This window comes from Dyadobacter sp. AC419, assembly GCF_979253085.1.
Genome location: NZ_CEEDCD010000024.1, coordinates 22,154 through 45,855, shown reverse-complemented (window position 1 = coordinate 45,855; position 23,702 = coordinate 22,154). Strand labels below are relative to the sequence as shown.

Sequence of the window (23,702 nt, the reverse complement as noted above, 5' to 3'; positions counted from 1 at the left end):
TAGTGTGACTAAAAGTGGCTTTAATGAGGCCAGACCATCAAGTAAACTTAACACAGATGAGTCTGGCCGGGCGAACGAATGTTGCAATTACTTGTTGACGACAATCTTGTAAGTGCTCTGCGTCCCGTTTGTATTTGTGAGCTGAACCAGATAAACACCACCCGGCATATTTTTCACATTCACTTTCGGCGATGGCTTTCCAGCGGATTTGTAAACTTCATTCCCGTTCGAGCCCACAATCTGAACCTTTGAAACTTTGGTCCAATCGGCTGCCTTAATTGTCAATTCGTCTGTCACTGGATTGGGATACAGATAAGTAGCAACCCCTTCAAATTTTACAGTCCGAATACGGCTATAAGCGCTGGTGCCATCTTTATCAATCATATGCAAGCGATAGAGGTTGTCACCATTCAAAGGATCGTTATCAACCGCCACGTAATCAACCTGAACTTTACTTTCTCCTTTTGCTGCAACCGTCTGGATTGTTGACCATTCCTTCCCGTCCCCACTGCGCTGCACATCAAACCGATCACTGTTTGTTTCCTCAGTCGTGGACCAGGCTAAGTTGATTGCGTTGCCTTCTTTGGCCGCGTTGAAGGAGGTCAATTTCACGGGCAAAGCAAATTCTAATGCCATCGTAAATGGTCTCCTTATCGGTGCTGCTAGATTAGCCCAAAAACTTCCTGAGACAATTGCTTGAGGTCTTGGAGTTGCTGGATTGCCTTGTAGGACAGGTCCTGAAAAATTCACTGTATAAGTCGCCAATTTTACAAAATCTGTTGTGTTCAGATCAGTTTGGTCAGTTCTAGCCAGAGTGAATCCGACTTCTGTTTGTCCCATAGGAGGTGATCCAGGAACAATTGTTTGGACACCAACAAGGCCAGTTGTAAAAGTAGGGTTTCCGCTACCTGAGCCGTTAAGAACGGTTACGCCAGCAGGTAATGCCAGGTCAAGACGAATATTAAAGCCCTGCCAGTTGTTACCATTCGGAGCTAAATAATTAGCGTCGCCCTTTGCCTCAACGTCGAATGTCCATGAAAGACCATCTGCACTTAACTGTCTATTTGTGAAATCCAGGATGATATTCTGCCCCTTTACGCCGGGATTTAATATTAGTAATAGTGTTACTGCTAAAATGAGTTTTAAAAATTGCTTCATAATTAGTTTAGATTTAAAATAGTTGAAAAAGATCCTTGATTAAATGGATTGTTGAGGTAAAAAATGTCAAGACTGTCGACGACACCATCTAGATTAAGATCCTGACTAGTGTACATATCAGGAGCGCCATTGTTATAAGCAGGATTAAAGGTTGTCAGGTCAATACTGTCGACATTCAGGCTTGCATCGATATCCCCGCTGATCATACACCAAACTCCGTTAGTTAAAACCATCTGAGGCGGAGCGTCAACATTGTAAGCTTTGGATAGATCCTTAGTAAAGTCATAACTAACCGAACCAGCATTGAAGAAAGGCAAACCCAGCCCAACGACAGCCATGTGATTCCTATGTTTGACGGCTATTCGAACACCTCCAAATTGCGGATTGAACTTTGGAGCCATTCCATCCACATCTAGAACTGTTCCGTCAACGCGTAGCAAGAGACTCTTTGATTCGAGAACGATTGATGGATTTTGCATACTGCGTATTTCGACTTTTACCCAATCGACTACATTACCTACTTTTAAGAAAGTACTCTTGATTTCCGGATAGACTGCGCCGCTGCCATAGGGATCTTGTGAAGGAAGCAGCCCGAAAGTGGAAGGACCGGTTGGATACACTTGCAGATCGTTTCGCATGAATGCTTCACCACCACTTTGTGTCGTTGCACCTTGTAGGAAGACTTTAAGATTGAGTGATACTTTGGTTTCGCAAATAATGATAGATGCGACTACTTTTGCGGTTGATAAATCTGTATTGAAGCATCCCGAGACATTATCTTTAAAAAATGCATAATAGTTTCCAGCTACAACTTTTGACGGATCGGGGACTGCATTTGTGTGAGAGGCGTCTGTAAACCATACTACTGAAGATCCTTGTGGCTTATTGGAAATAATCAAGCCGGTCAAATCAGCAGTTTGGCTAGGACACTTATTTGCTATGTTCGTTCGATTAAGAGAAACCTGTTCACTTCCTGCATTACAGCATGGAGCTCCGGTAATGGTAACTTGAGCTGTAGAATTATCAGTATTGTAACATTTGTTAACAGCATCATAAATGAAAGCGTAGTAAGTGCCGATCCCAACTGCCGCTGGATTTGGTACAGGCGTTGTATGTGCTGCATCTAAAAACCATTGTATAGAAGTGTTAAGAGGGGGAACTGTTGAAATACTGGTTGCAAGGTCCATCGTTGCTGGACAATTAACGGTATATGAACTTGCCTTAAGTGCGACTTGGGTTGTTCCAGCATTGCACGGGCACGGAAGGAATATACTAACTTCGACAACCGCAAAAGACAAATCAGTGTTAAAGCAATTGCTAGCCGCATTATAGAAAAATGCATAGTAATTTCCTGTTGTGACTTTTGTAGGATCTGAAACCGCTAAGCCATGATGCGTTGGGTTAGTATACCAGACTAACTTCGATCCTGATGGAACTGGGCTGTCATATTCGCTATTTAAGTTTACAATCTTGTCTGGACATTGATTTGAAGCATTATTCTTGCGAAGAACGACTTGCTCAGAAACGGCTACCTTGGAAGTTGAGTTATTAGTGTTGTAGCAATTGGCACTGCCATCATAATAAAACACATAATAAGTGCCAGGTTTGTCGATCTGCGACACGAACGAGTAATGATTACCTGTATGATTAGGATTATTAAACCAGCGTACTTGTAGACCTGCCGGTGTGGGATTCGCTAGCAAGCTATTTAAATTGACAGTCGAAGTGTTTGTGCATGATGATAGATTTAAATAGTCATCAATCAGTTTCACCTGTTGAGTGCCAGCTTTGGAAGGAGATGGCAAAACGACCACTTTCGCGACGGAGTTGTCAGTGTTAAAGCACTGGTTACTTGAATTGTCAAAGTAGAACGCATAGTAGGTGCCAGGTGTAGCATGCGAAGGGTCAGTAACAACCGTATTTTTGACATGATTTGGTGTGTAATACCAAGCGACCACAGTGCCTGGCGGTGGCGATCCGCTATATGAATTTTTAAGATCTACGGTACCGTCGCAATCCGCTGTGAGTGTAGTTGATGATAGTGAAACCTGCGGTGTTCCTTTTGCATTACATGCAAGCGATATGCCATTGGCAGCAATATCAAGGGCCATATATCCACCGTTTATGTCGTTGCCTGTTCCTGTAAAAACCAAGGTTGCTTGGGTAGCAGATGCAGTAAACTCAATAAATCCAGGCACCCAGGAGCCAACATTGTCAAGTGGCGGTAGCGGATCAAAAGGTATTGTCTGCGTGCCGCTGGCACCATTAGAGAATGTAAGTGTTCCGCTTGTGCCAAAATCTGAAACTGGAATGTCGGAATGCTGATATTGCATTGCAGCTGAAAGCATATGATATTCCAACCAATATTTTCTGCCGGGGATCAGATTTTTGATGATTGCCGCAGCTGCACTTTTGTGAGGAGTATTATTAAGAAACTTACTCTGATTAAATATTGTGAGAAATGTGCTGTTTCCAGATGGTGTGGGTTTCAAGACAGGACTCCATGGCCTATCAACACCCATGCCTCCCGTTTGTCCAGATTCATGGGTAATATTAGAGGTGTGCCCTGGTTCATAATCCGAATAGTTAAACCATAACGTTGGCGGAAACTTACCTGGTATAACACCTGCTGTCGAGGCATTTTGAGCTATAAGACTTTTAAGGCTTATCAGTAAAAATGCTAGTGTGTAAAAAATTATTTTTCTCATAATCGTACTGTTTAGTGTGTCAGGTTTGTAGCCTGGGAAAAATCGGATTGGTCATACATTATTTTTTAAGAGAGGGAAATGTTAGGCTTGTTATGCTGCTGGCCGCTGCTTTGTTACTTGAACATCCGCTGCGAGCGGGTGATCTTTTGTTTATGTAAGTGTTTTCATAATGGAGTGATGATTAAGTGATGAGAAATAAAAACTGACCCTGCTGTCGAATCAATGCTTGAAATTGGCGGCAATCTTTGACATCCTCCCAAAGCATTGATTAAAGGGACGGTGGGAGTGAACTAACGGTATTTTAAGCGATAATTGCTTGACTATTAATGCTTAGTAATTTTAGCTTTATAGTGCACTTTGTAGAATTACTGTATCTGCTTAGGAGTATTTACTAGAATATAAGTGATGCTTATATTCCTAAATATTTCGATAAAGTGACACTTTCTTAGCTACTTTTTCGGGTGATTTTTCCTTTAATCAATTCGCGCCCGCCGTTTAATAACTAGTTTACGGCCTTCCCGCAAAAAGGCAGAAATTCAGTTTTATTCATTTTTCAAATGCGGCGATGTATCGACTTTGTATACTGATTTGTCTATTTCCTTATTGGGCCAGTGGCCAATTTATCTTTCAAAACCTGCGCGTAAGTGACGGTTTAAGCAGTAAAGTCATACGATGTTTTTATAAAGACAATGATGGTTTTTTGTGGATTGGGACTATTAAAGGATTGAATCGCTTCGACGGAGCTATTGTAAGGCAATATGCCGAAGCCGGTTCGAAGGACCTTTACGTTACAGCAATCCAGCCGCTGGATTCCATTGAGCTTGTAGTCGGGACTAGAAATGGCGTTAAAGTTTTTAACCGGAGAACGGGCGCTTTCAGGAGCGATCAGCGTTTTGCACTTTTTAAAAATGAGGACATATATAATATACATGTGGACGGGCAATCTCGTCTATGGTTTACTACCAGACTGGGTATATATATATATGTAAGAGGAAAACTTGTCCAACTCGAAGAAGAGATTCCAGAAACGAAAGTTTTGCGAGACGTAGAATATAATCTATCAACACTCGCTTGGGACTCTGGGAGAGGTGGCTTTTGGATGGGGGGAAGAAACTCTATTTTATTGATTGTCTTAAAAAGGCCGTGTACCATAAGTCTAATAACCCGAATAAAATCTCGATTTTCGATGACACCAATATATTCTCAATTGCAGTCGATAAACAAAGCAATGTATGGTATGGCTGTAATACGACTAAGTCATTGAATTTTTGGGATCACAATACCAACCAGGTTACAGCCCATCAAAAACTTGACGGGGAGAAAATTTTTGAGGGGTGCAATTATCTATTTGTTGATAAGAAAGACAGAGTTTGGATCTCTACCTGGGCATTCGCCGCTTATCTTAAAGAACCTGGGGAGCCTATTCGAAAAGTTCCATATAGCCAAGACCGAAAGTATTCAATAGGATATGGATTTTTCTGGTCCGCCATCGAGGACAAGGAAGGTAATGTATGGCTTGGTACTTTAAATGGCATTAGCAAAGTGCAGGCAAATGCACCTGTTCAGGCAATTCATCAGTTGCCGAGCTATAAATATTTTCTTCACACAGGTTTTGCGCATTCCAATTCTATTGTTGTAGATGGCGATACAGTAATGGCTTCCAAAGAGGATGGCGTTGTGAAGTATAATATGAAGGATAGGACATCTCAGCGCTATGTTGCCACAATGGGTCCGGATATCCTGAAAAATAAGTTTTTCATGGCAGTGAAATCCAATGATAAATGGTGGTTCGCCGGATTAGACGGAATCCTTTTTCTGAAAAATGGCAAAAAGGAGCTCGAAGCATTTACAAATGGCCCTTATAACTTTAGAAAGAAAGTAGCCAACTTAATTTTTGTCGATTCGGCAGGAAAAATTTGGTTCCAAATCCTGAATGATGCATTGTACCGTTATGATCCATCCACAGATTTGATTGACCGCTTCGATGGAAAAGATAAAAAGCACGGCACATTTCAATTTAATAATATTCAAAGCTTTCTGTTAAAACGCAATGGGAATATTTTGTTTGCTGTAAACGGACATGGCTTACTAGAATTTGATGCACAGAAGCAAACCTTTTCTGAGATTCGGTTGGGCGAATCCAGAGGATTTTTTGCGAATCAAATGGTCGAGGACAAGGATAAAAATTTGTGGATGGTCGTCTGGGGTAAAGGAGTTTTGAAGTTTGATAAAAGTTATCATCTTATCGACAGCTTAAATACTAGCAACGGGCTTCCTTACGACAATCTAAGTAATATAGCCATCGACCACCTTAATAACATTTGGGTGTCAGGTATTGAAGGACTATTATTCTTTAATCCAGTTTCAAAAGCGCTGACAAAAGTTGAAATAGATCTTGGGCAAAACCTTCAGGATTATTGGAATGACATATTCGTAGCAAATAAGAAGGTGTACGCTGCAATGCTTGATCATGTGGTAGTTTTGGATCCGGCGAAGTTTGCCGCTTTGAAAGTCAGAAAGGCGCCGCATATCACATCCGTCAAAGTATTTGGAAACGAAAAGGAGGATTTCATGAAAAATTCACCTTTAAGGCTCTCAACAGACGAAGATTATCTCACCTTTCAATTTGCCTCTCTTGATCACAGAGATGTTCCAACATTGCAGTACAGTTACTTTCTTGAAGGGTTTGACAAAGGCTGGATGAATGCAGGGCGGTCATTGGTGACTTCTTATAAAAATCTGCCCTGGGGCAAATATACATTTAAGGTAAGAAGCACGGACGAGCATGGAAGGTGGATGAACCAGGCCGGCGAGCTGAATTTTTTCATTGAACCACCCTGGTGGCAAACTTATTGGTTTGTTTCAAGTGCCTCAATACTAGCGCTTTTCCTAGTGGCAATTCTGTTTCGAATGCTTCAACAGCACAGAAGACAAGTGCAGGCGGAACGTTGCATTGACTATTTTGCCAATTCAACTTACGGTGAAAATACGGTTGATGAAATATGCTGTGATATCGCACGCAGCTGCATTTCACTGCTGCAATTTGAGGATTGTGTGGTGTATCTGTTAAATGAAAAGACAAATGTTTTACAGCTCAAAGCTGCTTCCGGAACCAGGAATCCAAGAGGACCGGAAATCTTCAATCCAGTAGAAATTCCGTTGGGAATGGGCATTGTCGGGGCCGTGGCTGTAAGTGGAAAACCTATTTTGTTGGCAGATACGTCACAGGATCCGAGATATGTTGTAGATGAGGTGAGGCGTTTTTCTGAGCTTTCCGTTCCAATTCTGCATGATGGAAAGGTTATCGGGGTTGTGGACACGGAACATCCGGAAAAAGATCATTTCAAGGAAGAACACCTTCGGGCACTGACCATCATTTCTACAATAAGCGCCGGGAAAATCGCGGAAGCGATTGCAAGGGCGGCCACGCGTGAAAAAGAATTTGAATTATTGGAAATCAACAAAATACTTGCCGAAAGTCAGTTGATGGCGTTACGGGCGCAAATGAATCCGCATTTTGTTTTTAACTGCTTAAATGCCATTCAGGAGTGTATTGTAACCGAGAAATTCGTTGAGGCGAGTAAATATCTTAATCTTTTTTCCAAACTGTTCCGGACGGTTTTAAACAATTCAGGAAAGAAACTGGTAACCATGGAAGAGGAGCGGGACGTGCTGGAACTCTATCTCAAGTTGGAAGAAATGCGATTCGAGAAAAGCTTTTCTTACGAAATTATAACGGATGATGACCTGGAAGATGAGGAAATTTTGATTCCATCTATGTTGATACAGCCTTATGTTGAAAATGCGATTTGGCATGGATTAATGCATTCGAGACGAGAACGGAGGCTTTTGGTTGAATTCAAAAAAGTCGATGAGGATATTTTTCAATGCAGAATCGATGACAATGGTGTCGGAAGACAAAGATCATTTGAGATAAAAAATTCTCAAAGCAGAAGCCGGCCTCACAAATCGATGGGCCTGCCGATTTCAGAAGAACGCCTCAATGTCCTTCGGAGGCAGGGATATCATGCACATGTAAATTTTATTGACAAAGAAGACCGAAATGGAGACGCTGCCGGAACGCTCGTCGTGGTCGAGCTCTCCACCTTATTAAAATAGTAATTTATAACCTACCTAATTTATGATCTGTACAATATTATTAATCAGTTTTCGCGCAGCAAATCCTTACACACACGCAGCTATAATGGTTGGTGTTGCAGCACTTGCCATCGTATTAGCCTATTATCTATGGTCTTATCTGTATGACATGTACAAATCCAATAGAATTTTAAAGATTCATAAGTTTGGAGTTGAATCAGAAGCCAGAGTATTAATTCTCATGCCTGTTCTTGGTCGGCGGAAAAATGACTTTATCACAGTGCGTGTTCAGGTAGAACCATTGTCTAAAAGAAATTTCGTTGCTGACGTGGATATACCTAAGCTTGAAGCTGATAATTATGTTAAACCGGGACGGAAAGTTTTAGTAAGGTATCTTCCCGACAAACCTAGAAGAAATTGTGCTTGTTAGAATCCTAGGGTAAGGTTCTCTGCCATTGCCTGATCCCAGCAATGGCAGAATTACCACGTAAAATTTAGCGTAAGTTACTGACTTTTAATGTCCTTGAACCTCCTGAGGTTTCTACCCTAAATAAGAATGCTCCGCCGTAAGAAAGTGGTATGGTCTGCTCACCTGTCGGATTTTGTTGTTTGAGGATAAGCCTTCCGGATTGATCAGTTATGGTTAATGAGGTTGCCTTTTCAGGAATCCTAACTTTGACGACGCCATCCGTGACCGGGTTTGGATATGCAAGGAAATAGTTTGTGCTTTCTTTTTCGGGGATTACTTGCACAATGCGACTCATCGTAAACTTACCGTCAAAGTCGATCTGTTTGAGCCTGTAATAACTTGTTGTTTGCAAATTTGAGTCGACAAAACGATAAATGTTTGTCGAAGAAGAATTTGCAACGCCGTCTATCCAGCCCACAGACATAAATGTTTTCGCATCAACTGACTTTTGGATTTCGAAGCCAGCATTATCGGTTTCCTGGGCTGTTTTCCATTGCAACTCAGCGTCTCCCGCTGCGGTCAGTTTAGCGGTAAAGCTGATTAATGTAACAGGTAATACAGATAATTGCGTTGATCCATGCAAATTGCCCAGAACCCAAGCCACACTTGCTCCGCCGGCTGCACTGGTATTTGAGGCTGCGTATACACCTGAGGGTGATATTTTCTGAGCTATTGCAAACCCAACAGGAAGCGCAAATAACAGGACGAATAATCTCATTTTCATGTCCATATTAATTTGATTCCGGGTTTAGCTTTTGTTGCAACTGATCAAGCTTTGCTTCCAGCGATTTGATCGCATCATTCGTTTTTCCCGTTTCAATCTGCATCTTTTGATTCTGCGATTTTAAAACATCATTGGCTTGTTGCAATTCTTTTACAGCTTCAATCAAATGCGGGACAAGGCCAATGTAGTTAACTGATTTAAAGCCTTTGTCATCAGTCTGGACAAGTTCAGGAAAAAGTGTTTCCACCTCCTGTGCAATGAGACCAGTCTGGATTGTTTGATCTTTCAAAGTGTCTTTCCAAAAGTAATTGTAACCCTGAAGCGCACTCAGCTTGCTTAGACTTTCTGATAAAGAAGTGAAATTTCGTTTAAGTCGGCGATCGGAATTTTGCGTTAATGATCCCGTTAGGTGAGCGTTTCCGTTGCTATGCACATAAAATTTCCAGCCATCAAGATAAAAACCAATCTGATTGTCATCGACCATGCCGACAAAGCCAGCAGAAGATTTGGTTGAATTGTCAAAGTAAATTCCGGCAGTTTCATTATAGTTGTGTCGAATTCTCATCCGATGCCCGACATCCATAGTGAACTCGGGAACTGTTACTTTTCTGCCGATACCAATATTTCCATTTTTAAGTATTGTTAAAGCATTAGACCTGTTTTGATCAGATACACCATTGCCGACTTCAAAGATTCGTTGTTCATCAACTGAGAAACTAGATGGGTTATCATTGAAAAGTCCGCTAGCAAAGGCACCGTCGGCATGAGCTATGACGTTTATTCCTGATACAAATGAGCTATTTCCAAGTGCTTGCACACTAGTTCCGACAGCGAAGGATGCATGCCCAATTGCCTTCGATTTATTTCCGAAAGCCGCACTCCATTGGCCCTTAGCCAAAGTGGACTCGCCGGTCGCAAAGGATGCATAGCCCATGTTCTGCTGATCCCACGAGTCGTCAAAGATTCCGCCTGCTCTGAATACAGATAAGCTTGGATGCCAGATCAATCTAGGACCCATAGATTGTATATGAGGCAAGGCTGGGCCAAAATCTTTTCCCGTCTGCACAATTGGCATATCATTCACCCAGCCATTAGATTCTTTCGCATGAAGCGCGTAGGGAATGCTTAGTAATTGTGTAGAACCTAAGTCAATGAAGTTCAAGCCGTCATGCTTGAGTTCAATTTGCATAAAATACTCAGATGAGCCCCATTGAATGGTCTCGAAATATCCAGTGTTTACAAATCCGGTTCCTATGGCTAAATTAAATATCCCATTGGCATCAGTTTGAAGCGCATGCGTTTCACTATAAGCAGTTTGGCCGTTAGCACTTCCCTGGTGAATTGTAGCGCGAATGGCAATGTCTTTTTTCGAGACGATTTTCCCAGCGGCATCTCGCGCTACGCCTTGGAAACTAAATTTTTGAGGAGCTTGCGCGAATAATGTATTAGCGCATAAGAGCAACAGAGAGAGAATGAGGGAATGTTTCATTTGAAGGAATAAAGCTGGTGAGTACTTTTTTAGGAAAGTAACTACTTCTAGGAGCTTCAATGCGAATCCAATTATTCTCAGGATGTTATGGATTATTATTCGGTGTTTAGCACTATTTACAAAGATTATGAGCGATTGAATTGTCGGATTTACGCTATTCGGGAATCATTGCGACGGGAAAGCAGCGGAATTAATCATTTAAGTGACCGATAAATAATTGAACTAAGGCCGTTAGTTCATTGGATGTGCGGCATGTATCAATGAAGATGCAGCAGTCATTTATTATTGCAACTCAGAACAACATTCAATCAGTCACAACTTATGAAACGGATTTCTCTCCAGTTTGCTGGAATGCTCACCGCTCTTTTTCTCTTCGCCTTTTCTTGTCAGGATCATTATGTACCGGAGGAGCCGGAGCCTGAAACTCCTGTGGAAGCACCCAAGGTTAAAACGGTGGCACTATCTATCGAGAACCAGGCACTAAATCAGTACAGATATAAGCTGAATGTTGAAAGCCTAGGTAATATCCAGATTACAGGTTTTGGAGTTGTTTATTCAGCGGAGTTTGATAGCAATGCTCCCTTCACGAAAATGCCAACCATTGCAGATAACAAAGTGGTATTTCCAATGCCGATTGCCGTGGGCGAAAAGTCAAAAGTCGATGCGGCCCCACTAGTTGGTTACAAAACAATCTATTACAGGGCTTATGTTACTTATGGTGTAAACTCTGTCGCTTACGGGGATGTGATGCAATTTTCTCCTGTGCCTCTAAAGGAAGCCAAAATAAAAACACTGGCTTTGGATTTGATCAGCAATCAGAACTTTAAGTATATTCTTTCATTTGAGGATTTAGGAGAGGTGGATATCGTAGAGTATGGTATGCTCCTGACTTTTAGAAAATCAGAAAATGATGTTAATTACAATAAGATCCCAGACGTAACGAGCTTTGATAAGAAAGTTGTTTTTAACACTGAACCTGCATTGGGTGAACTATCATTTAACATTAGCATCCCTGAAAGTATAGCATACTATGAACAGTATTACAGGGCATACGCCATATTAGCAAACGGATCTGTGGTTTACGGAGACGTTTTAGATTTCGACTTAAAGATTGTGTGTGTGTGATGGTCCCCGGATTGCCTTGCCTTATTTAAAAGTAAGCAGGATCAATTCGGGGTTTTTTTGTGGTCTGTGTCTCGTTGTGCCAATGAGTCTAAGAAGTGATGTGCTGAGATTCGGAGCGCTGTTCGGTTTAATGAAATTTTGCAATGGGGCTGGCGTTTAGTTTCTTTGTGGAATTTGAATTATTAAGCATTGATATGAATAGAAATTTGCTCGCAGGCATGCTCCTGTCAATTACAACGCTAAGTTTTGCACAGGACGATGCAGCCAAATATGCCGAAAGCATTACACCCGAAGATCTTAAAAAGCATTTAGTGATTATCGCATCCGACAGTTTGGAAGGTCGGGATACGGGCTCGCCTGGTCAGAAGAAGGCTGCTGAATATGTTTCCAAATATTACCAACAATATGGCTTGCAACCCGCTGCAACTGCCGCCGACGGATCTAAAAGCTTTTTGCAAAAATATAATTTGTATAAAAGGAGCTGGGGAGAGGTTTATGTGAAGGCTGACGGCAAGCAATATGAATTTAACAAAGAGTTTTACCTTAATGGAGTGCTTAATGTTCCCCAAGAAGCCAGCTCTGACGTGATATTGGCTGGTTATGGTATTGACGAACCGAATTACAGCGATTACAGTAATCTTGACATAAAAGGAAAGTCGGTAATCGTTTTCGAGGGCGAGCCAAAGGGCGCCGATGGGAAATATCTTGTAAATGGCACAACGGAAAAAACCAAGTGGAGCGGGCCGGTTTCATGGCAAGTGAAGGCGCGGACTGCCATAGACAGAGGTGCTAAATACGTTTTTATTATTACAGAAAAGACTGGTGACGATCTGGATAAGGAGATCAGGCAGCGGGCTGTGATGGCACGACGGTTCAGTGCACCAACTTTAAAACCGGTGGTTGAAGCGTCGAATAGCATTGCAGCATTTGCAGTTTCTTCGGAAATAGCAGCGAAGATCTTGAATACTTCGGCTTCCAAACTGCTTAAAGAAAAGGCTGCAATTGAAAAGTCGGGTAAGCCAACGGCGAAGCATTTGACGGGGAATGTGGCTTTGAAGGCAGAACGCGTTAGTGAGACAATTGAAACAGAAAACGTCGCTGCATTTTTGGAAGGTTCGGACAAAAAGGAAGAAGTGCTCGTAATAAGCGCGCATATTGATCACATCGGCATTTCCGATAATGGTGAAATTAACAATGGTGCGGATGACGATGGCTCCGGAACCGTTTCTCTACTCGAACTCGCAGAAGCATTCAGCAAAGCGAAAGCGGAAGGCAAAGGTCCGAGAAGAAGCATTTTGTTTTTGAATGTTACGGGCGAGGAAAAAGGACTTTTTGGTTCTGAATATTATTCTGAGAATCCGTTGTTTCCACTCGAAAATACGATCGCTGATCTGAACATTGATATGATTGGTCGTGTGGATCAGGCGCATGCCAATGATCCGAAATATGTGTATTTGATTGGTTCAGACAAGCTTTCATCCAAGCTGCATGAAATTAGCGAGGAGGCAAATAAGAAATATGTCAATTATAAACTGGATTACACATTCAATGATCCAAAAGACCCAAACCGTTTCTATTATCGCTCGGACCATTACAATTTTGCCAAAATGGGCGTTCCGGTGATCTTCTATTTTACCGGTGTTCATGAGGATTATCACCGGCCTGGCGACGATGTTGAAAAAATCATGTTTGAAAAGCAGGCTCCAATCGTAAAACTCGTTTTTCACACGGCTTGGGAATTGGTGAATCGCGAAGATCGCATTAAGGTGGACAGCAATAAGCAGTAACAAAGTAAAGCAGCGAAGGCCATGAAAAAACTGTTATTGAGCATCATTATACTGGGTATTTCGGCGCTTAATAGCAGCGCTCAGGCTCCCACGGAAAACACTTTACTGTGGGAAGTAACCTCTCCTGGTCAGGCGAAGCCTTCCTATTTATTCGGAACTATCCATTTAATCTGTCCATCCGACTTTTCGCTAAGCGATTCGTTGAAAGCAACATTGGCGCGGACGCAACAAGTTGCTTTGGAACTCGACATGGACGATCCGAACATGATGGCCGGAATGATGAAGTCAATGAATATGTCGGATGGCAGTGAGTTGAAAAAGCTTTTAAACGAGCAAGATTACGCGCGGCTGAGTAAATTTTACAAAGATTCTGTTGGCATGGGCCTGGCCATGTTTGAGAGAGCAAAACCTTTTATTTTGATGGGACCGCTGTTCAATGCGGTCCTTTCTTGTCAGCCGCAATCATACGAAATGGCGCTGGTGCAGCTGGCAGCCAGTCAAAAATCCGAGGTGATCGGCATTGAGACTTTGGATGAACAAATGGCGATTTTTGATACGATCCCTTACAAAGATCAGTTGAAAATGATCATGACAATGATCGACAGCCTTCCAAAGGCCCGCAAAGAGTTTTCGAATCTCATTGCTTTATATAAATTGCAGAAAGTGAACGATTTATATACATTAATGATGCAGAGCGATTACGGGATGGAGGGGAATGAAGAGGTGATGCTTTTTGCAAGAAACAAAAAATGGGTGCCGCGCATTAAGAAAATCGCAGCTGAAAAACCGACCTTTTTTGCCGTTGGAGCCGGGCACCTTGGCGGAGATCTGGGCGTAATTTCACTGTTGCGGAAAGATGGATTTAAAGTCCGTGCGATTCTCTGATCAGAAAGCAGCAATCCATTTTGTAATCAATGCCGGATTGAAAAATAACAAAAGGATTGTCATAACCAGCAGCCCAGCAATGACCTTTCCTGTTAAACTCTGATTGGAAGATGCGGTTTTCTGGTTTAATGCCTTGAAAAACAACAAGTAAGGAAGTCTCAAATAATAAGCCAGCGATATCGCAGCATTAAGGATCCCACCAATGAGCAGCCAAAGCATCCACGGAAATGCTTGTTGGTGATAACTTTCCCAAAGAGCAGAAAATACGAGCAATTTGGAAGTAAAACCTGCCGTAGGCGGCAAACCGGCTAATGCAATCATTACAATCGTCAGAATGCTGGAAATCCACATATTGCGGCGCCCTAACCCTTCGAAACAAGTCAAATTTGTATTTGAAACAGGCTGTAAAAGATCAATCAGGAAAAACACAGCGAGATTAATAATCAGATAAGCAGCCGTGTAAAAGACTGCGGATTCAAACCCAAACCGGCTGTAAGCCGCAATGCCAACCAGCAGATAACCTGCTTGCGCGATGGACGAATAAGCCAATAACCGCCTTGCATTGGTCTGCAACAATGCGGCAACATTGCCAATGGTCATACTTATCAATGCTATTCCTCCCAAAACAGGGAAATACTGCGGGGGCAAAATGCCTGCAAGCCGCATAAGCACAAGCACGACAGCAGCCTTGGGTGCAACAGATAAAAACGAAACAAGCGGGGTAGGAGCAGCCTCATAAACATCTGGCGTCCAGACGTGAAATGGAACAAGCGAGAGCTTGAAAAGTAATCCGGCAAGCGTAAGTACAATGGTCACCGTTATCACGAGCGGCGAATTATTCATCAGCCCCACGGTCATGGCTTCGCTGGTAATGTCCATTGTTCCCGTTAAACCATAAATGAGCGAAATTCCGTAAAGCATTACTGCTGAGCTTGCTGCGCCGAAAAGCAAATATTTAATCCCGCCTTCTGCTGCCTTTTTATTAGGAGAAATCGCTACGAGCAAATAAGAGCTTATGGAAATGAGTTCAAGGGAAAGGTAAATTGTCAGCAAATGTGTCGACATTGTCAGCAGATTCATCCCTGCAACGGCAGCAATGAGCAGCGCATTAAATTCGGGAGGAAAGTTATATTTCAAGACGCGGACGTGGATTAAGGTGAAAATCCAGGCGAGCGTAATCATGATTTTGAAAAAAACAGCCTGCCGATCGAGAAAAAGAAGAGGCTGGAAACGGAAAGCGGGCTCAGCATTCCATTGGCCGAGAATCAATAAAAGTGTTATAATGCTGCCTCCCAGCGCTATATTTTGTAAGTAGGAGGCTATTTTGTCTTTTTTAAGCCAGCGCAAAAAAACAAGTTCCGCAAACAGGAAAAAGCAAAAGAGCAGGGCCAGGAAAATCTCAGGAGTGATTCCTGCAAGGCTGCTGCGTATATGTATAAGCTGTTCGTTAATATCCAATTTGAGCGGGTACAATTTTTTTGGCAAAAGTACAGAAAGATGCCAGCAATCTAAATTCTCGCATTATCAGACTTCGAACTTATCAAATTAACCAACTTAATCATGAAATATGTACTAAGATTTTTTTTGCTCTCTTTCTTTCTTTGGAGTAATGTATTGATTGCGCAGGATTCAACCGGATTAGCAGGAACGCCATATAAGGAGACGGCAAGCGCCGACGGAGAAAGCTCGCCATATCTGTTTCAAGAGTGGTATATGGGCACAGTTCGGACCAATGATGACATTGTGCATGACGGCGTCAAGATCCGATATGATCTAAAAAAAGACGAAGTGGAATATATGGCCGATTCCGGCTTATACAGGGTTTCGTCTGGCGTTAAGGAGTTTACGATCCCGACGGGAACGGATCTGTACATCTTCAAAAACGGTTTTCCAGCGGTTGGCGAGCAAACGGACAAAAGTTTTTACAGAGTGCTTTATGACGGCAACACCAAACTTTTGAAGAAATACGTTGCACCGATAAAGGTTGAAAAGGCAAGCGCAACGCGCACCATGGAGCCGAGTGCGAAGCTTTTTATTCTAAAAAATGATAATCTTAATCCCGTTCAACTTAGTAATAGAAATAGCTTCTTGAAATTGCTGACTGATGAGAAAAATAAGATGAATTACATCATCAGAGAATCGCAACTGGATTTTGCCGGTGATGATGATCTTCGGACGCTTTTGGAAGAATACGATTCCTACAAAGCGGGCAGAGGCGGAAATTAAGAGAATAAGACAAAGAAAAAGCGCTCAAACGCAGCATTGGCTGATTTGAGCGCTTTTTTATTTTGAACAAATTATCGTGTTAAGGATTACTCACTGGCTCTACGACCGGTTCTTGTTGTTTTCTTTTTCCAAAAATATAAACCAGACCAAAGTGACTTTTCAGAACGCCGCTCTCGAAATCGTCTTTAACATATGGATTAAGCTCTAATGCGACCTGGAAACGCCTGTTTTTTGGTAAAGGCGAAATACGGACGCCAACATTAACCGAGTAACCATCAATCGTGATCAAATCTGCATCTGCGTCTGCAATGCGGTAAAGTGGGTTTAATCGCAACCCGCCGCCCAGATACCATTGCACAACTTCACCTCTTTTCAGATTGATCATCGGCAGCAAATCCACGCTTAAACTGCTGAAAAGTGAATTCGTCTGAAACCTTGCATCCAGCCAAATCGCTTTTTTTGAATTCGTGCTGATCGTCAGCAGGCTGCTCCATGGATAATATCCCACAGAAGCCTGCGCTCTGAGTTTCTGTTGACTAAGTAAAAGAATTAATGTCAGTACAAAAAGAGTCCGTTTCATGAAGGAGGAATGAGTGAGTGACACTTGCAATTTAGCGGCGCAGCGCTTTGCCCAGCTTGCCAGCGGCTTGCATCGTGTTCATTTTCTTCATCATTTTCCGCATTTCATCAAATTGCTTGATGAGGTTGTTCACCTGCAAAATAGAAGTGCCGCTTCCTGCTGCAATGCGTTTTTTGCGGCTTCCGTCGATCATATCCGGGTTCTCCCGTTCCTTTTTGTCATCGACTCAATGATCGCTTCAATAGGTTTAAACGACTCATTGTCAATGTCCATATCTTTCATCGCATTGCCCATTCCAGGAATCATTCCGATCAGGTCTTTTACATTACCCATCTTTTTGATCTGCTGCAATTGACCTAAAAAGTCGTCAAAATCGAATTTATTCTGACGCATTTTAGCATTAATGCGTTTTGCTTCATCTTCATCAAAAGCCTGCTGTGCGCGCTCCACGAGGGAAATAACGTCACCCATCCCCAGGATTCTGCTCGCCATACGATCAGGATAGAAGGAATCAAGCGCTTCCATTTTTTCACCCGTGCTGATGTATTTGATAGGCTTATCAACGATCTGACGAATGGAAAGGGCCGCTCCACCACGTGCGTCACCGTCTAATTTGGTCAAAACAACGCCGTCAAAATTAAGGCGTTCGTTGAATGTTTTGGCCGTATTAACCGCATCCTGACCCGTCATAGAATCCACAACGAACAGAATTTCAGAAGGCTTAACGGCTGATTTAATGTCCTCAACCTCTTGCATCATGACCTCATCCACAGCCAAACGTCCGGCTGTATCGACGATCACGATTTTCTTTCCAATTTTTCTTGCGTGAGCGACTGCATTACGCGCAATGTCAACCGCATTTTTGTTTTCGGGTTCTGAATAAACCTCGACACCAACCTGCTCTCCAAGCACTTTCAGCTGGTCAATCGCAGCCGGACGATACACGTCGCAAGCCGTAAGCAAAACCTGGCGGCCTTGTTTTTTGAGCAATGCGGCAAGTTTACCCGAAAAAGTGGTTTTACCCGAACCTTGCAAACCAGCAATCAGGATCACCGCAGGATCACCTTTAATGTTAATGCCTTCTGCTTGGCCGCCCATGAGCTCGGTAAGCTCTTCCTGAACGATTTTTACAAACATTTGTCCCGGTTCAACAGAGATTAATATCTTTCTGTCGAGCGCTTTTTCACGAATCCGGTCTGTAATTTCCTTTGCAACTTTAAAGTTAACGTCGGCATCGACCAATGCTTTGCGGACTTCCTTTGTGGTTGCGGCAACATTTATATCTGATATCCTATCCTTTCCTTTTAGTGTGCGAAAGGCGTTATTTAGCTTGTCCTGTAAGTTTTCAAACATGGAATGATATGTATGATTCTAAACTTTAATGAAATAAAACACAAAGGTATAAATAAAATAAGGAGTACAGGAAGGTTAATTCCGGCACTCCTACAATATTTGGTTTGAAGCCTAAGCTTCTGAAATGACTGTTATTTGCTGAATTTCGCTTTAATCCAGCGGAACATTTTCTTTTCTTTTTCCCAAAAAAACGAAAACTGGCCCAACAGGAAGCCGTACATCAGCAGAAGCGTTTGGTAAGTTGGAAAAATAAAAAGAATGTAAGTAATGGTTTTGAGCCACATGGGGGTCAGCTCATCGTAACCCAGCAGAAAGAAAAGCCCTTTCCTAAGCCAAACCACAGACGAACCCGCCAAGCTAAAAACCGCTAAAACCAAAAGAACTTGTCTGGTTGTCTCCAATCCCCACTTTTCCTGCATTTTTCCCAACCAGGGCTGTGCGCTTTTTTCTCCGCTTTGCATATTTTATCTAATTGACAGCTTTAATATTTTCACAAAGTAACAACTCATCGGGCAATTTTCCCCTATTTTAATGAATGTTTAATCATGGTTAAAGACATGATCAAGGTCATTTTTACTGTAAGAAAAAACCACATCTTCGCTTACAATGATGTTCCGATTCCGGGGTCTGAAAAACGTTTGTCGTTGATGAACTGCTCATCATTTAATGTTCTTAGAAAAGCAATGATCGCTTGCTTTTCGGTCGCAGAAAGCTTAATTCCACGCTTTTGACCGGCAATTTGCAATAACGGATCAAGCGTGGGCGAGACGAAAATGCTATCCTTGCTTCCGCTCTGATCATTGGCATAATGGTTCAAAACCTGCTCCAAAGTCGTAAACCGCCCGTCGTGCATGTAAGGCGCTGTTAGGCCAACATTACGGAGACTTGGCACTTTAAATTTGAGCCGGTCCGCTTCATTCAATGTGATCGCATATCTTCCCTGGTCCTTGATTTTGTTGGGAATCAAACCATTGTTTCTGAAACTGAAATCTGTAAAAAGCTCGCTGCTGTGACAGGATGAGCAATTTTGTTTAAAAAGGGTCATTCCTTGTTTTTCCAATGGCGTTAATGCTGTTGCGTCGCCTTGCAGAAAATAGTCATAACGCGAAGTTGCAGAGACCATCGTCACCATAAACTGTGATAATGCTTTCATCATCCGGTCTGCGTTAATTTCATCCGTTCCAAAAGCTGCTTTGAACATCTTGGGATAATTTACCTGCTTTGCGGCTCCGGCAACTGGCGTTTTACGCAGTTTCTCAATGACATTTCCCACGCGCTCACCCATTTCAACCTCATTTTGGATCGGAACCGGCGGAACAAGATCCATGTCATGCACGCCGCCATCCCAAAAGAAAACCGGACTAAATGCCATATTCTGGACCGAAGGCGAATTTCGCGTTCCCAACAAATCGTCCACGCCGTGGCTCAAATCATGCCCGTGATGCGTGAATGCGGCCTGTTGCTGATGACAGGTTCCGCAGCCAATCTTGTCTGTGCGGGAAAGAATGCCGTCGTAAAACAGGAAACGCCCGAGTTCAACGCCTTCGGGTGTTAATGGATTTTTGGACAGATCATAAACGGGATCAGGAAAATAAGCTGGCTTTTTCCATTCCAAAGGTGGGGTAATTGTATCAACAGGAAGCGTTGGTTCAGGCGTTTCCGAGTCCTTCTTGCAGGAAATTGTTCCCTGCAAAAGGATGAAGAGCACACCAAAAAGCAGAACCGTCTTCTTCATCAAGCTTAACACTTATTTATTAATGATCTGATCGAGACTGAACATGCTCACGTAATTGTCCGCAATATTTTTGGAATAAGGCATAAACATAACGTTCCCATTTTCCTTAATGCTCACTTTGGTGGAACCGTTGAACACTTTGAGAATGTCCGCTTTCAGGTTAATCTGCGCGCCTGCATTCCTTGAAACACCCGCCCGTTGCGTTCCAAAGTTGATTTTTGCTACACGAATGTTGTTTAATGTCTTCTCTGTAAGTCCGCCAAAACCGCCAATGTGATAGTAAAATTTACCATTCGCAGAAGTCGCAGAATCCGACGTTCCTTCCAGTTTCAGGAAAATGTAACCAGGGTTCCAGTCCCAATACATGGCTTCTTCATTCGTAGGGCCGGAATCTTTATCCAAAATTCCTTTCCGCTTCGAAATGTCAGACACGCTTCTGAGGCTGTCAATCCCAATTACGAACTCGATGCCTTTATAGTTGCCTGCCGCAACATTATTAATTGTAATTGTTTGAGAACCAACATTGCCTTCGCGAATCAGAAAATAACTCGAATCTTGCGGAACAGTAAAGTCGTCGCCATTCGTAGCGATCAACTTGATGTTTGAAATGTAATAATTCAGCATGCTAACCGTGAAATCCTGGCCAGACGCATTGATGTATTTTTCAGAATCGAGCTTTAAATCCTTTGACCCGACGACATTGTCGAACTTCACTTTTATTGTCCCGGTTGGAAGTGGGACGGGATCGTCTGAGCAGGAATTGAGAGCGGCAGCGAAAACTGCTATGAAGGGCAGCAACAGATAGGAAAATGTTCTTTTCATGCCGATCAGGTTGAGTAAATGATGAGAGTTTATACAATCTATTAAACAGAAAAGTAGGCGGATTTATGCGAAAACGGATCAGCCGGAGACGGAAAAATATTCTTTATGCGCAGAAACCTGCAGGGAATAGTTTCTGCGTAGAATCGCGAAGAGTAATTTTCCTATATTTGCCCTTTAAACAATAAGGGGGCACTAACGCCGTTTAAGTTCAAAGCTGTTTTTTGACCGGATCGACCTCTATTTCATTAGCTTAACATTCACTTTTATAACCAATATGATGCTTCTACAAGCACTTGCTGATTCTACTTTGGCCGCACCCGTTGCCACAGAAGGGCTTTCTGTTATTGATCTTCTTGCAAAAGGAGGCTGGGTAATGTTGCCGCTCGGATTACTTTTTCTGGCAACGCTTTTCCTGATTATTGAGCGTTTTCTGGGCATTGGTGCTAACGGAAAAATTGATCCGGGAGTGATTGATAATGTTAAAGATTTTATTCAGCAAGGAAACCTGAAATCTGCCGAATCCCTTTGCCGCAACCAGCGCAATGCTTCAGGCCGGATTTTGGAAAGAGCCATCGGACGCATTGGTTACCCGATTAAGGACATTGAAACCACAATTGAAAACGCAAGTCAGATCGAAATTCAGCGCATGGAAGGAAATCTTCCTTATCTGGGAGTTATCGCGGGTATCGCGCCTATGCTTGGTTTCGTAGGAACGATTTCAGGGATTATCCGGATTTTCTACGACATTTCTATTTCTAACGACTTCAATATCAGCACAATCGCTGGTGGTATGTATGAAAAAATGATCACTTCCGGGTCTGGTCTGATCATTGGTTTGATCGCCTATGCCGGTTATCACTTGCTGAACATGAAAATTGACCGTTTTGCTTTACGCTTGCAAATGGCTGCTTCCGATTTCCTTGACGTGTTGCAGAAGCCAGTTGCTGCGAAGTAAAAGTAGGACCAATACTAATTTCAGTTCCCCCAAAATATGAAAATACGTCGTAAGAGTCGTTTTGCCCCTGAGGTGTTCACGCACTCGCTGAACGATATTATGTTTTTCCTGCTGCTGTTCTTTTTGATCATTTCTACAATGTCCAATCCGAACGTGATCAAGCTGATGTTGCCAAAAGCATCCGCGACGCAGCAGATGTATAAGAAACAAATTACGCTTTCTATTGACGAAAATAAAGGCTATTTTATTGATAAAGAGCCCATTCCGTTTGATAGGTTAGAAGCAGAATTACAGAATATTTTTGCCAATGTTGAGGATAAGACCATTGTATTAAGGGTCGATAAAAACCTTGCTGTTCAGGATCTTGTAGATGTGCTTGAACTGGGTGCGAAGAACGAAATCAAAATGGTAATGGCGACTGCGAAATGATCATCATTTCGCAGCGCTTTTATAAATCTCCTCTACAATTTTTTGCAAGATAGCGCCCTGCGAAGCATCGCAGATGTTGCTTGACTTCCCTTCGCACGCATCCAGGAACGCAGTCGTATTTTTAAGCTGAATATCCGCTACTTCAAGATGTGGGAATTCCATATCGACGAGCTCTCCATCCACTTCGCTGTAAACTGTAAACGGATTCAGCACTGCGCCAGCCTTCGTTCCAAAAACTTCCAGATTAACACTTTTGTCCTTTTTTGTATTCAATGCAAATGATGCAGATAATGTAATGCTCGCATTATTCGGGAATGATAAATGAGCAAAACACGCGTCTTCCACTTCAAATTTTTCTGCATCCCAACTTCCCATAAGACCTTTTCCCCCCGCTTTTCCAATGAAGTCATACGTGTTGGCAATGATCCGGTCCGGTTCGCTGTAATCGAGCAACCCAAGTGCAAGATCCAGCACATGAACGCCCAAATCCATTAATGCACCGCCGCCTTGAATAGATCTATTCGTAAAATTCCCCCAGCCCGGAATGCCTCTGCGGCGGAGAAAATTAGCCTTGATATGATAAATTTCGCCCAGCCGGCCATTTTCCAGAAAGCGTTTTAATAAACTATATTCCGGCGTATGCCTGAGTTGAAAGTTATAGGCGAGCACTTTGCCCTTTTCTTCTGCCAAATCGGCCATTTCAATTGCCTGCGAAGCATTCATTGCTGGCGGTTTTTCGCACAAAACATGGCAGTTGTTTTCCAAAGCCTGCATCGTAAATGGATGGTGCAGATTATTCGCCGTGCAGTTGATAATCATGTCAGGCTTATTCACACCTTCAAACATGTTAGCCGCGTTATCAAAAGCATCCGGAATGCTGTGCTTGTCGGCTAGCGCGCGCGCTTTCTGAATGTCGCGACTGCATATAGCAACAACTTCAACGCGCTCTGAAAGCGCTTTCAATGCAGGAATGTGGTTTTGATCTGCAATATGGCCGCCGCCGATAATGGCTGCTTTGAGGATTTGCATAAATAGGGGTTCGGAATGAATGCTGAGGAAGCAAATGTATCAAATCATGCCGAAAAGTCTCATAAAAAATGCCCGGCAGAGCGTCCGGGCATCGTCATTTAATGTTAAGCTAATATAGCTTTTCGCGAAG

Annotated in this window: 18 protein-coding genes and 2 pseudogenes; 9 read left to right on the top strand and 11 right to left on the bottom strand. The window is 42.7% G+C overall.

Annotated elements, in window-relative coordinates; genetic code table 11:
• Positions 1-87: 87 nt before the first annotated feature.
• On the bottom strand, positions 88-1,158 hold the full coding sequence (locus AC0IYG_RS22425; RefSeq protein ID WP_471713312.1) for a T9SS type A sorting domain-containing protein: 1,071 nt from the start codon (positions 1,156-1,158) through the stop codon (positions 88-90).
• 2 nt (positions 1,159-1,160) lie between these two features.
• Complete coding sequence (locus tag AC0IYG_RS22420) at positions 1,161-3,866, bottom strand: hypothetical protein (RefSeq protein ID WP_471713311.1); 2,706 nt, start codon at positions 3,864-3,866, stop codon at positions 1,161-1,163.
• A 565-nt stretch (positions 3,867-4,431) separates the two neighbouring features.
• On the opposite strand from AC0IYG_RS22420, the pseudogene AC0IYG_RS22415 reads away from it, so the two are divergent.
• From AC0IYG_RS22415 to AC0IYG_RS22405, 3 genes and pseudogenes are all read left to right on the top strand, one after another.
• Positions 4,432-4,578: pseudogene (locus AC0IYG_RS22415) on the top strand (two-component regulator propeller domain-containing protein); the annotation flags it as partial.
• Positions 4,579-5,009: 431 nt separating this feature from the next.
• The gene (locus AC0IYG_RS22410; RefSeq protein WP_471713310.1) at positions 5,010-7,985 is read left to right on the top strand and encodes a histidine kinase; all 2,976 of its coding nucleotides are present in this window, start codon (positions 5,010-5,012) and stop codon (positions 7,983-7,985) included.
• A 22-nt stretch (positions 7,986-8,007) separates the two neighbouring features.
• Positions 8,008-8,394, top strand: coding sequence for a hypothetical protein (locus AC0IYG_RS22405; protein WP_471713308.1), 387 nt, complete (start codon positions 8,008-8,010; stop codon positions 8,392-8,394).
• A 64-nt stretch (positions 8,395-8,458) separates the two neighbouring features.
• On the opposite strand, the gene AC0IYG_RS22400 is transcribed toward AC0IYG_RS22405, so the two are convergent.
• Together AC0IYG_RS22400 and AC0IYG_RS22395 are read right to left on the bottom strand one after the other, a co-directional pair.
• A complete protein-coding gene (locus AC0IYG_RS22400; protein ID WP_471713307.1) occupies positions 8,459-9,151 on the bottom strand; it encodes a T9SS type A sorting domain-containing protein in 693 nt (230 codons plus the stop codon).
• A 13-nt stretch (positions 9,152-9,164) separates the two neighbouring features.
• Positions 9,165-10,706, bottom strand: coding sequence for a tail fiber domain-containing protein (locus tag AC0IYG_RS22395; RefSeq protein WP_471713306.1), 1,542 nt, complete (start codon positions 10,704-10,706; stop codon positions 9,165-9,167).
• Positions 10,707-10,967: 261 nt separating this feature from the next.
• Here AC0IYG_RS22395 and AC0IYG_RS22390 point away from each other — a divergent pair, with 261 nt between their 5' ends.
• From AC0IYG_RS22390 to AC0IYG_RS22380, 3 genes are all read left to right on the top strand, one after another.
• Positions 10,968-11,771 (top strand): hypothetical protein, encoded by an 804-nt coding sequence (locus AC0IYG_RS22390; RefSeq protein ID WP_471713305.1) that lies wholly within the window; start codon positions 10,968-10,970, stop codon positions 11,769-11,771.
• Positions 11,772-11,965: 194 nt separating this feature from the next.
• Positions 11,966-13,558 carry a M28 family peptidase gene (locus AC0IYG_RS22385; protein ID WP_471713304.1) on the top strand — a complete coding sequence of 531 codons (1,593 nt, stop codon included), beginning with the start codon at positions 11,966-11,968 and terminating at the stop codon, positions 13,556-13,558.
• A 21-nt stretch (positions 13,559-13,579) separates the two neighbouring features.
• Complete coding sequence (locus AC0IYG_RS22380) at positions 13,580-14,443, top strand: TraB/GumN family protein (protein WP_471713303.1); 864 nt, start codon at positions 13,580-13,582, stop codon at positions 14,441-14,443.
• Here the strand turns inward: AC0IYG_RS22380 and AC0IYG_RS22375 are convergent, their stop codons facing one another.
• Positions 14,444-15,901: an NADH-quinone oxidoreductase subunit N gene (locus AC0IYG_RS22375; RefSeq protein WP_471713302.1), complete on the bottom strand. Its 1,458-nt coding sequence runs from the start codon at positions 15,899-15,901 to the stop codon at positions 14,444-14,446. It lies immediately after the preceding gene.
• 102 nt (positions 15,902-16,003) lie between these two features.
• Between AC0IYG_RS22375 and AC0IYG_RS22370 the strand changes: the two genes are divergently transcribed.
• Positions 16,004-16,669 (top strand): hypothetical protein, encoded by a 666-nt coding sequence (locus tag AC0IYG_RS22370; protein WP_471713301.1) that lies wholly within the window; start codon positions 16,004-16,006, stop codon positions 16,667-16,669.
• A gap of 79 nt (positions 16,670-16,748) precedes the next feature.
• On the opposite strand, the gene AC0IYG_RS22365 is transcribed toward AC0IYG_RS22370, so the two are convergent.
• From AC0IYG_RS22365 to AC0IYG_RS22345, 5 genes and pseudogenes are all read right to left on the bottom strand, one after another.
• On the bottom strand, positions 16,749-17,249 hold the full coding sequence (locus AC0IYG_RS22365) for a hypothetical protein (RefSeq protein ID WP_471713300.1): 501 nt from the start codon (positions 17,247-17,249) through the stop codon (positions 16,749-16,751).
• 31 nt (positions 17,250-17,280) lie between these two features.
• A pseudogene (gene ffh / locus AC0IYG_RS22360) lies at positions 17,281-18,602 on the bottom strand (signal recognition particle protein).
• A 131-nt stretch (positions 18,603-18,733) separates the two neighbouring features.
• Entirely contained in the window at positions 18,734-19,063 is a 330-nt protein-coding gene (locus tag AC0IYG_RS22355; protein ID WP_234605430.1) for a DUF6787 family protein, read from the bottom strand.
• Between the two features lie 140 nt (positions 19,064-19,203).
• Positions 19,204-20,337, bottom strand: a complete 1,134-nt coding sequence (locus AC0IYG_RS22350) for a cytochrome-c peroxidase (protein ID WP_471713299.1) — start codon at positions 20,335-20,337, stop codon at positions 19,204-19,206.
• Positions 20,338-20,349: 12 nt separating this feature from the next.
• Positions 20,350-21,159: an MbnP family protein gene (locus AC0IYG_RS22345; protein WP_471713298.1), complete on the bottom strand. Its 810-nt coding sequence runs from the start codon at positions 21,157-21,159 to the stop codon at positions 20,350-20,352.
• Between the two features lie 274 nt (positions 21,160-21,433).
• Between AC0IYG_RS22345 and AC0IYG_RS22340 the strand changes: the two genes are divergently transcribed.
• Positions 21,434-22,114 (top strand): MotA/TolQ/ExbB proton channel family protein, encoded by a 681-nt coding sequence (locus AC0IYG_RS22340; RefSeq protein ID WP_471713297.1) that lies wholly within the window; start codon positions 21,434-21,436, stop codon positions 22,112-22,114.
• A 36-nt stretch (positions 22,115-22,150) separates the two neighbouring features.
• Positions 22,151-22,543 carry an ExbD/TolR family protein gene (locus AC0IYG_RS22335; protein WP_471713296.1) on the top strand — a complete coding sequence of 131 codons (393 nt, stop codon included), beginning with the start codon at positions 22,151-22,153 and terminating at the stop codon, positions 22,541-22,543.
• 3 nt (positions 22,544-22,546) lie between these two features.
• Here AC0IYG_RS22335 and AC0IYG_RS22330 read toward each other — a convergent pair whose 3' ends face one another.
• On the bottom strand, positions 22,547-23,572 hold the full coding sequence (locus tag AC0IYG_RS22330) for a Gfo/Idh/MocA family protein (RefSeq protein ID WP_471713295.1): 1,026 nt from the start codon (positions 23,570-23,572) through the stop codon (positions 22,547-22,549).
• Positions 23,573-23,702: the final 130 nt, after the last annotated feature.

Coding starts and splice junctions, on each gene's coding strand:
- AC0IYG_RS22365 (WP_471713300.1), bottom strand. CDS start 17,249: ATGAAACGGACTCTTTTTGTACTGACATTAATTCTTTTACTTAGTCAA.
- AC0IYG_RS22390 (WP_471713305.1), top strand. CDS start 10,968: ATGAAACGGATTTCTCTCCAGTTTGCTGGAATGCTCACCGCTCTTTTT.
- AC0IYG_RS22355 (WP_234605430.1), bottom strand. CDS start 19,063: ATGCAAAGCGGAGAAAAAAGCGCACAGCCCTGGTTGGGAAAAATGCAG.
- AC0IYG_RS22380 (WP_471713303.1), top strand. CDS start 13,580: ATGAAAAAACTGTTATTGAGCATCATTATACTGGGTATTTCGGCGCTT.
- AC0IYG_RS22385 (WP_471713304.1), top strand. CDS start 11,966: ATGAATAGAAATTTGCTCGCAGGCATGCTCCTGTCAATTACAACGCTA.
- AC0IYG_RS22400 (WP_471713307.1), bottom strand. CDS start 9,151: ATGAGATTATTCGTCCTGTTATTTGCGCTTCCTGTTGGGTTTGCAATA.
- AC0IYG_RS22405 (WP_471713308.1), top strand. CDS start 8,008: ATGATCTGTACAATATTATTAATCAGTTTTCGCGCAGCAAATCCTTAC.
- AC0IYG_RS22330 (WP_471713295.1), bottom strand. CDS start 23,572: ATGCAAATCCTCAAAGCAGCCATTATCGGCGGCGGCCATATTGCAGAT.
- AC0IYG_RS22345 (WP_471713298.1), bottom strand. CDS start 21,159: ATGAAAAGAACATTTTCCTATCTGTTGCTGCCCTTCATAGCAGTTTTC.
- AC0IYG_RS22370 (WP_471713301.1), top strand. CDS start 16,004: ATGAAATATGTACTAAGATTTTTTTTGCTCTCTTTCTTTCTTTGGAGT.
- AC0IYG_RS22335 (WP_471713296.1), top strand. CDS start 22,151: ATGAAAATACGTCGTAAGAGTCGTTTTGCCCCTGAGGTGTTCACGCAC.
- AC0IYG_RS22420 (WP_471713311.1), bottom strand. CDS start 3,866: ATGAGAAAAATAATTTTTTACACACTAGCATTTTTACTGATAAGCCTT.
- AC0IYG_RS22350 (WP_471713299.1), bottom strand. CDS start 20,337: ATGAAGAAGACGGTTCTGCTTTTTGGTGTGCTCTTCATCCTTTTGCAG.
- AC0IYG_RS22340 (WP_471713297.1), top strand. CDS start 21,434: ATGATGCTTCTACAAGCACTTGCTGATTCTACTTTGGCCGCACCCGTT.
- AC0IYG_RS22425 (WP_471713312.1), bottom strand. CDS start 1,158: ATGAAGCAATTTTTAAAACTCATTTTAGCAGTAACACTATTACTAATA.